This window comes from Mitsuaria sp. TWR114 (assembly GCF_007997345.1).
The window spans coordinates 1-7,099 of record NZ_VOSR01000506.1 but is presented as its reverse complement, the minus strand read 5'-3'; the positions used below and the strand labels follow the sequence as shown (position 1 = coordinate 7,099).

Below are 7,099 nucleotides of genomic sequence, written 5' to 3'. Positions count from 1 at the left end.
CTACACGCTGCTGGCCGACGTCGCGCTGGCGCGGCGCCAGCCGGCCCAGGCGCTGGACGCGCTGCGCAAGGCCCACGAGCTGCAGCCCACCAGCGGCAGCCTGCTCGCCCTGATGCGGGCGCTGGGACGGCAGGACGGCAGCGGCAAGGCGGCGCAGGACCTGGCCGAGCGCTGGCTGAAGACCCACCCGTCCGACCTGGCGGCCTGGAAGGCGCTCGGCGACGCGCAGGCGCGCGCCGGGAGCTTCCCCCGCCGCGCGCCGCAGCTACGAGACGGCGCTGAAGCTCCGGCCGAACGAGGTCGAGACGCTCAACAACCTGGCCAACGTGATGATCCGGCAAGGCGAGGCGGCCGCGGCCGCGGCGACGGCCGAGAAGGCGCTGGGGCTCGATCCCCGCAACGTGGCGGTCATCGACACCGCCGGCTGGGCCTACCACCTGGCCGGCAACGGCGACCGCGCGCTGCAACTGCTGCGCGACGCGCGCCTGCGCGAACCCGACAGTCCGGAGATCCGCTACCACCTGGCCGCCGCCCTGGCCAAGGCCGGCCGGAAGGCGGAGGCGAAGGAGGAACTCGATGTCGCGCTGCGCAGCACCGCGTTCGAAAGTCACAAGGAAGCGCTGGCCTTGAGCCAGACGCTGCGCTGAGCCGCCGGAGCCCCGCTGGTGAGGGGTGCCGGCGCTTGTCAGAAAAACTTACAGTCCCGTTTCAAGGACCGACATCTTCACGCTCAAGTGCTTGTGTCGTAAGGGAAACATCACCTTGGCCCGGAGCTTGCTCATAGCAGCTCGAACGAATCAGACGCTCCGACCGGGTCGGGGAGACCGAGGGGAAACCATGCGAAAAGTTCAACAACGCCTGATGGGGCTGGCCGCGGCGGCGCTGGCGTCACTGCTGCCGCTCAGCGCGCATGCGCTCTCCACCTGGACGGCCGGCAGCTGCACGACCAACTGCAGCGAGACCGGCGATGCGGCGCCCAACGTCAGCTATTCGGCCTACTCGGCGTCGATCAACACCTCCGGCGGTGCGTACTCCAGCACCAACGGCTTCGCGCAGAGCACGCTGGCCTACTACAGCGGTAGCGGCTTTGGCGTCGTGGCCCCGAGTGGCGACAGCCAGTCGCCCAATCACTCGCTGGACAACTACGGCTACCAGGACCTGATCCTGCTGAAGTTCGATGCCGCGGTGAACCTGACCCAGGTGAAGCTGGGCTGGTGGCAGTACGACAGCGACATCACCGTGCTGGCCTACACCGGCCTGACGTCGGGGGTGAATGTCGGCAACACGATCGCGGGCAAGACGGCGGCGACGCTGAAGTCGGCCAACGGCTGGTCGCTGGTCAACAGCTACGCGGACGTCGGCAAGGCCGCCAACACGACGGTCAACCTCAACACCAACGTCAGCTCGAGCTGGTGGATCATCACCGCCTACAACTCGCAGCTGGGCGGCGCGCCCACGGGTGCCGACGGTTCCACCAGCGGCCTGACGCGCGGCACCGGCACGAGCTACACCGGCTATGACTTCGTCAAGCTGTTCTCGGTCTCCGGCAACAAGTCCGGCGGCGGTGGCGGCACCGGCGGCAACGTGCCGGAGCCGGCCTCGCTGGCACTGGCCTCGGTCGCCCTGCTCGGCCTGGTCGGCCTGCGCCGCCGCAAGCAATCCCAACGCTGAGCCTCCCTGCTCCGCGAAAGGCGACCCGATGGGTCGCCTTTCTTTTTCCCGCAGAGAAACGAAAAACGCCCGATGCAAGCATCAGGCGTTTCATCTCCCCAGCACACCTCGGTCGCAAAACCGTGGCAGTACGACGGTGGTTGGGGACGGTGATGCGTGGGGTTCCGGCGCTTGCCGCCGGGGCCCCATGCATCGGCGGCCAACGCCCGGACCTCCGCAGCCCAGGCGCCTGCGCCCCGCGCAATCAGCCGCGCGACGCCCGCTTGCGATCGTTCTCCGACAAATGGCGCTTGCGCAGCCGCACCGACTTCGGCGTGATCTCGACCAGCTCGTCGTCCTCGATGAACTCGACGCCGTACTCGAGCGTCAGCTCGATCGGCGGCGTGATCTTGATCGCGTCTTCCTTGCCGCTGACGCGGAAGTTGGTCAGCTGCTTGGTGCGGGTCGCATTGACGACCAGGTCGTTGTCGCGGCTGTGGATGCCGACGATCATGCCTTCGTAGACCGGATCGTTCGGCTTGACGAACATGCGGCCGCGATCGTCCAGCTTGCCCAGGGCGTAGGTGAAGATCTCGCCCGCGTCCATCGAGATCAGCACGCCGTTCTTGCGACCGGCGATCTCGCCCTTGTGCGGCTCGTAGCCGTCGAAGATGTTGGAGATCAGGCCCGAACCGCGGGTCAGGTTCAGGAACTCGTTCGAGAAACCGATCAGGCCGCGGGCCGGGATGCGGTACTCGAGGCGGACGCGGCCGCGGCCGTCCGGCTCCATGTTGACCAGCTCGCCCTTGCGCTCGCCCAGGGCCTGCATCACGCCGCCCTGGTGGGTTTCCTCGACGTCGGCGGTGACCAGCTCGATCGGCTCGCACTTCTCGCCGTTGATCTCCTGGAAGACCACGCGCGGCTTGGACACGGCCAGCTCGTAGCCTTCGCGACGCATGTTCTCCAGCAGGATGGTCAGGTGCAGTTCACCGCGGCCCGACACCTCGAAGATGCCGTCCTCGTCGGTTTCCTTCACGCGCAGCGCGACGTTGTGCTGCAGTTCCTTCTGCAGGCGGTCCCAGATCTGGCGGCTGGTGACGAACTTGCCTTCACGACCGGCCAGCGGCGAGGTGTTGACGCAGAAGTTCATCGTCAGCGTCGGCTCGTCGACCTTGAGCATCGGCAGCGGCGCCGGATTGGTCGGGCTGGTGACGGTCACGCCGATGCCGATTTCCTCGATGCCGTTGATCAGCACGATGTCGCCGGGGCCGGCTTCGGTGGCCTGCACGCGGTCCAGGCCCTGGAAGGTCAGCACCTGGTTGATGCGGCCCTTGGTGACCTTGCCGTCCGGGCCTTCCATCACGACCACGTCCATCGCCGGCCGGATCGTGCCCTGGCTGATGCGGCCCACGCCGATGCGGCCGACGAAGGTCGAGAAGTCCAGCGCCGAGATCTGCAGCTGCAGCGGCGCGGCCGGGTCGCCGCTCTGCGGCGGCACATGCTTGAGGATGGTGTCGAACAGCGCGGACATGTCCTCGCCCCACTTGCCGCCGGGCTCGCCCTCTTCCAGCGAGGACCAGCCGTTGATGCCCGAGGCGTACACGACTGGGAAGTCCAGCTGCTCGTCGGTGGCGCCGAGCTTGTCGAACAGGTCGAAGGCGGCGTTGATGACGGCGTCCGGCTTGGCGCCCGGCTTGTCGACCTTGTTGACGACGACGATGGGCTTGAGGCCCAGCGCCAGCGCCTTCTTGGTCACGAAGCGGGTCTGCGGCATCGGGCCTTCCTGGGCGTCGATCAGCAGCACCACGCCGTCGACCATCGACAGCGCGCGTTCCACTTCACCGCCGAAGTCCGCGTGCCCCGGGGTGTCCACGATGTTGATGTGGGTGCCCTTCCAGCTCACCGCGCAGTTCTTGGCCAGGATGGTGATGCCGCGCTCGCGTTCGATGGCGTTGTTGTCCATCACCGTGTCGACGACCTTCTCGTGCTCGGCGAAGGTGCCGCTCTGGCGAAGGAGCTGGTCCACCATGGTGGTCTTGCCATGGTCGACGTGGGCGATGATGGCGATGTTGCGGATTTGCTTGCTCATGGGGCGGCTTTCGCTTGGAGGGCTTTCTCGGATTTGGAGGAAGTCGGGAACTCGGGGATGTCTCGGGTCTTGTCGGGCGATGCCGGCTCAGGCGGCCTGCATCAGCATGGAAGCGATCTCGGTGGGGCTCAGCAGCCGGTCGGCGATCAGTTCGCCGCCAGCCACGTGGGCGCTGCCCAGGAAGGCGCGCGGCATCTGGCCGTACACCCGCACCTGCGGCAGGTCGCCGAGCGCCACCCGCCGGCGCATGCCGGACAGGAAGCGGCCGGCTTCGTCGTTGCTGAGCTCGACCTCGGGCCATTCGCCGAGCAGGCTGTCCGGGGCTGTCAACTGCGCGAGACGGCCGGCGTCGTCCATCGCCTCGAGCTGCTCCAGCGTCACCGCCTGGCTGATCGACACCGGACCGCTGGCGGTGCGGCGCAGGCCAGCCAGGTGGGCGCCACAGCCCAGCTTCGCGCCGATGTCCTCGCCCAGCGTGCGGATGTAGGTGCCCTTGGTGCAGCGCACGTCGATCACGAGCAGCAGCTCCTCAGGCTGCCAGTCGACGATGTCCAGCGCGTGAATCGTCACGTTGCGCGGCTGGCGCTCGACGGTCACGCCCTCGCGGGCCAGCTCGTACAGCGCGCGGCCCTGGTGCTTGAGCGCGGAATACATCGGCGGCAGCTGCGAGATCGCGCCCTTGAAGGCCTCGCAGGCGGCGCGGATCGCGTCCAGGTCCAGCGCCTTCGCGACGGCGTCGCGCTGCTCGAGGATCCCGCCCTCGCCATCGCCGGTGGTCGTGGTGATGCCCAGCCGCAGCGTCGCGCGGTAACCCTTGTCGGCCTCCAGCGAGACCTGGCTGAACTTGGTCGCCGCGCCGAAGGTCAGCGGCAGCAGCCCGGTCGCCAGCGGATCCAGCGTGCCGGTGTGGCCGGCCTTCTCGGCGCGCAGCAGGCGCTTGACCTTCTGCAATGCGTCATTGCTGGTCAGGCCGAGGGGCTTGTCCAGCATCAGCACGCCATGCACGGCGCGCTTCACGATCTTGGGGCGGGGGGCTACTGCGCTCATCACGGTGCGGCGCCCCTCGCGGGGCGTCGTCTGTCAGTCTCGGAGGACGCTCAGTCCTCGGTGGTCTCGTCGTCCTTGGCTCGGTCGGAATTCGCCTTGGCGATCAGGGCGCTCATCTCGGCGGCGCGTTCGGTCGTGCGGTCGAAGTGGAAATGCAGGCTCGGCACGGTATGGATCTGCAGGCGCTTGAACAGGCCGTTGCGGAGGAACCCCGCCGCCTCGTTCAAGGCCTCGCCGGTGGCCTTCTGATCGCCGACCAGCAGCGAATAGAACACCTTGGCATGCGCGTAGTCGGGCGTGACCTCGACCGCGCTGATCGTCACCATGCCGATGCGCGGGTCCTTCAACTCGCGGATCAGCTCGGCCAGGTCGCGCTGGATCTGGTCCGCCACGCGCAGACCGCGGTTGGGGATCGATCGCTTGTGACGCATGGCTCTTTCCTCACTCTCTCAAACAACAAAGCCCGGCGGGGGTGACCCGCCGGGCGTGGAGCGGCGGCAGGCTGGGTTACAGCGTGCGCGCCACTTCCTTGATTTCGAAGACTTCCAGCTGGTCGCCTTCCTTGATGTCGCTGTAGTTCTTCAGCTTGATACCGCACTCGAAGCCTTCGCGGACTTCCTTGACGTCGTCCTTCAGGCGCTTGAGCGACTCGATCTCGCCGGTGTAGACCACCACGTTGTCGCGCAGCAGGCGGAAGCGCGCGTTGCGAGTGACGTGACCGCTGGTGATCATCGAACCGGCAATGGTGCCGATCTTGGTCGCCACGAACACGGTGCGGATCTCGGCGGTACCGATGATCTCCTCGCGCTGCTCCGGAGCCAGCATGCCGGCCATCGCCGCCTTCACCTCATCCACCGCGTCGTAGATGATGTTGTAGTAGCGCAGGTCGACGTCGTTGTGCTCGGCCACCTTGCGCGCGCCGGCATCGGCACGCACGTTGAAGCCGATCACGACGGCCTTGGAAGCGATCGCCAGGTTGATGTCGGACTCGCTGATCGCGCCGACCGCCGCGTGGACGATCTGCACCTTGACCTCATCGGTCGACAGCTTGAGCAGCGAGGAGGCCAGCGCTTCCTGCGAGCCCTGCACGTCGGCCTTGATGATCAGCGGCAGCGTCTGCACGTCGCCGGCGGTCATGTCGGCGAACATGTTCTCCAGCTTCGCGGCCTGCTGGCGAGCCAGCTTGACGTCGCGGTACTTGCCAGCGCGGAAGGTGGCGATTTCACGGGCGCGGCGTTCGTCGGCCAGCACCATGAACTCGTCGCCCGCCTGCGGGACTTCCGTCAGGCCCTGGATCTCGACCGGGATCGACGGACCGGCTTCGGTCGCCGGCTTGCCGTCCTCGTCCAGCATGGCGCGCACGCGTCCGTAGGTCGAGCCGGCCAGCACCACGTCGCCGCGCTTGAGCGTGCCGGACTGCACCAGCACCGTCGCGACCGGGCCGCGGCCCTTGTCCAGCTTGGCTTCGATGACCAGGCCCTTGGCCAGCGAGTCCTTCGCGGCCTTGAGTTCCAGCACTTCGGCCTGCAGCAGCACCTGCTCCAGCAGGTCGTCGATGCCCTGGCCGGTCTTGGCCGACACCGGGACGAACGGCGACTCGCCGCCGAATTCCTCGGGCACGACCTCTTCCGCCACCAGCTCGCTCTTGACGCGTTCCGGGTTGGCATCAGGCTTGTCGATCTTGTTCATCGCGACCACGATCGGCACGCCTGCGGCCTTCGCGTGGTGGATGGCTTCCTTGGTCTGGGGCATCACGCCGTCATCGGCGGCCACCACCAGGATGACGATGTCCGTCGCCTTGGCGCCGCGGGCACGCATGGCCGTGAAGGCCTCGTGACCCGGGGTGTCCAGGAAGGTGACCATGCCGCGCGGCGTGTCGACGTGATAGGCGCCGATGTGCTGCGTGATGCCGCCGGCTTCGCCAGCCGCCACGCGGGCGCGGCGGATGCTGTCCAGCAGCGAGGTCTTGCCGTGGTCGACGTGACCCATGACGGTGACCACCGGCGCGCGGGGCAGCAGCTCGTGCTGGCCCTCGGCGGCGGCGCCCTCTTCCTCGAGGAAGGCATCCGGATCGTCCAGCTTGGCGGCGAACGCCTTGTGGCCCATTTCCTCGACCACGATCATGGCCGTTTCCTGGTCCAGCTGCTGGTTGATGGTGACCATCTGGCCCAGCTTCATCAGCTGCTTGATGACCTCGGACGCCTTCACCGACATCTTGTGCGCCAGGTCGGCGACCGAGATGGTCTCGGGGATGTGGACTTCCTGGATGACCGGCTCGTTCGGCGCCTGGAAGTTGGACATCGACGCGCCGCG

Annotated in this window: 6 protein-coding genes and 1 pseudogene; 2 read left to right on the top strand and 5 right to left on the bottom strand. The window is 67.5% G+C overall.

Translation table 11 applies throughout. From position 1 onward, the window contains the following. Positions 1–187, bottom strand: a 187-nt coding sequence (locus tag FUT87_RS30020) for a hypothetical protein (RefSeq protein WP_222617189.1), incomplete at its 3' end; no start/stop codon positions are given. A 73-nt stretch (positions 188–260) separates the two neighbouring features. Between FUT87_RS30020 and FUT87_RS31760 the strand changes: the two are divergent. Beyond that, positions 261–647, top strand: a pseudogene (locus tag FUT87_RS31760) (tetratricopeptide repeat protein); the annotation flags it as partial. Positions 648–837: 190 nt separating this feature from the next. Next, positions 838–1,671, top strand: a complete 834-nt coding sequence (gene xdp1, locus FUT87_RS17860; RefSeq protein WP_147241886.1) for an exosortase-dependent surface protein XDP1 — start codon at positions 838–840, stop codon at positions 1,669–1,671. 244 nt (positions 1,672–1,915) lie between these two features. Here xdp1 and typA read toward each other — a convergent pair whose 3' ends face one another. From typA to infB, 4 genes are all read right to left on the bottom strand, one after another. Continuing rightward, entirely contained in the window at positions 1,916–3,739 is a 1,824-nt protein-coding gene (gene typA / locus FUT87_RS17855) for a translational GTPase TypA (protein WP_091732966.1), read from the bottom strand. 87 nt (positions 3,740–3,826) lie between these two features. Then, complete coding sequence (gene truB, locus FUT87_RS17850; RefSeq protein WP_091732963.1) at positions 3,827–4,786, bottom strand: tRNA pseudouridine(55) synthase TruB; 960 nt, start codon at positions 4,784–4,786, stop codon at positions 3,827–3,829. 50 nt (positions 4,787–4,836) lie between these two features. Continuing rightward, positions 4,837–5,217 carry a 30S ribosome-binding factor RbfA gene (rbfA, locus tag FUT87_RS17845; RefSeq protein WP_091732959.1) on the bottom strand — a complete coding sequence of 127 codons (381 nt, stop codon included), beginning with the start codon at positions 5,215–5,217 and terminating at the stop codon, positions 4,837–4,839. A gap of 76 nt (positions 5,218–5,293) precedes the next feature. After that, positions 5,294–7,099, bottom strand: a 1,806-nt coding sequence (infB, locus tag FUT87_RS17840) for a translation initiation factor IF-2 (RefSeq protein ID WP_147241885.1), incomplete at its 5' end; no start/stop codon positions are given.

Bases quoted from the DNA above. Each gene is read 5' to 3' on its own strand.
- xdp1 (WP_147241886.1), top strand. From the start codon at position 838: ATGCGAAAAGTTCAACAACGCCTGATGGGGCTGGCCGCGGCGGCGCTG.
- typA (WP_091732966.1), bottom strand. From the start codon at position 3,739: ATGAGCAAGCAAATCCGCAACATCGCCATCATCGCCCACGTCGACCAT.
- truB (WP_091732963.1), bottom strand. From the start codon at position 4,786: ATGAGCGCAGTAGCCCCCCGCCCCAAGATCGTGAAGCGCGCCGTGCAT.
- rbfA (WP_091732959.1), bottom strand. From the start codon at position 5,217: ATGCGTCACAAGCGATCGATCCCCAACCGCGGTCTGCGCGTGGCGGAC.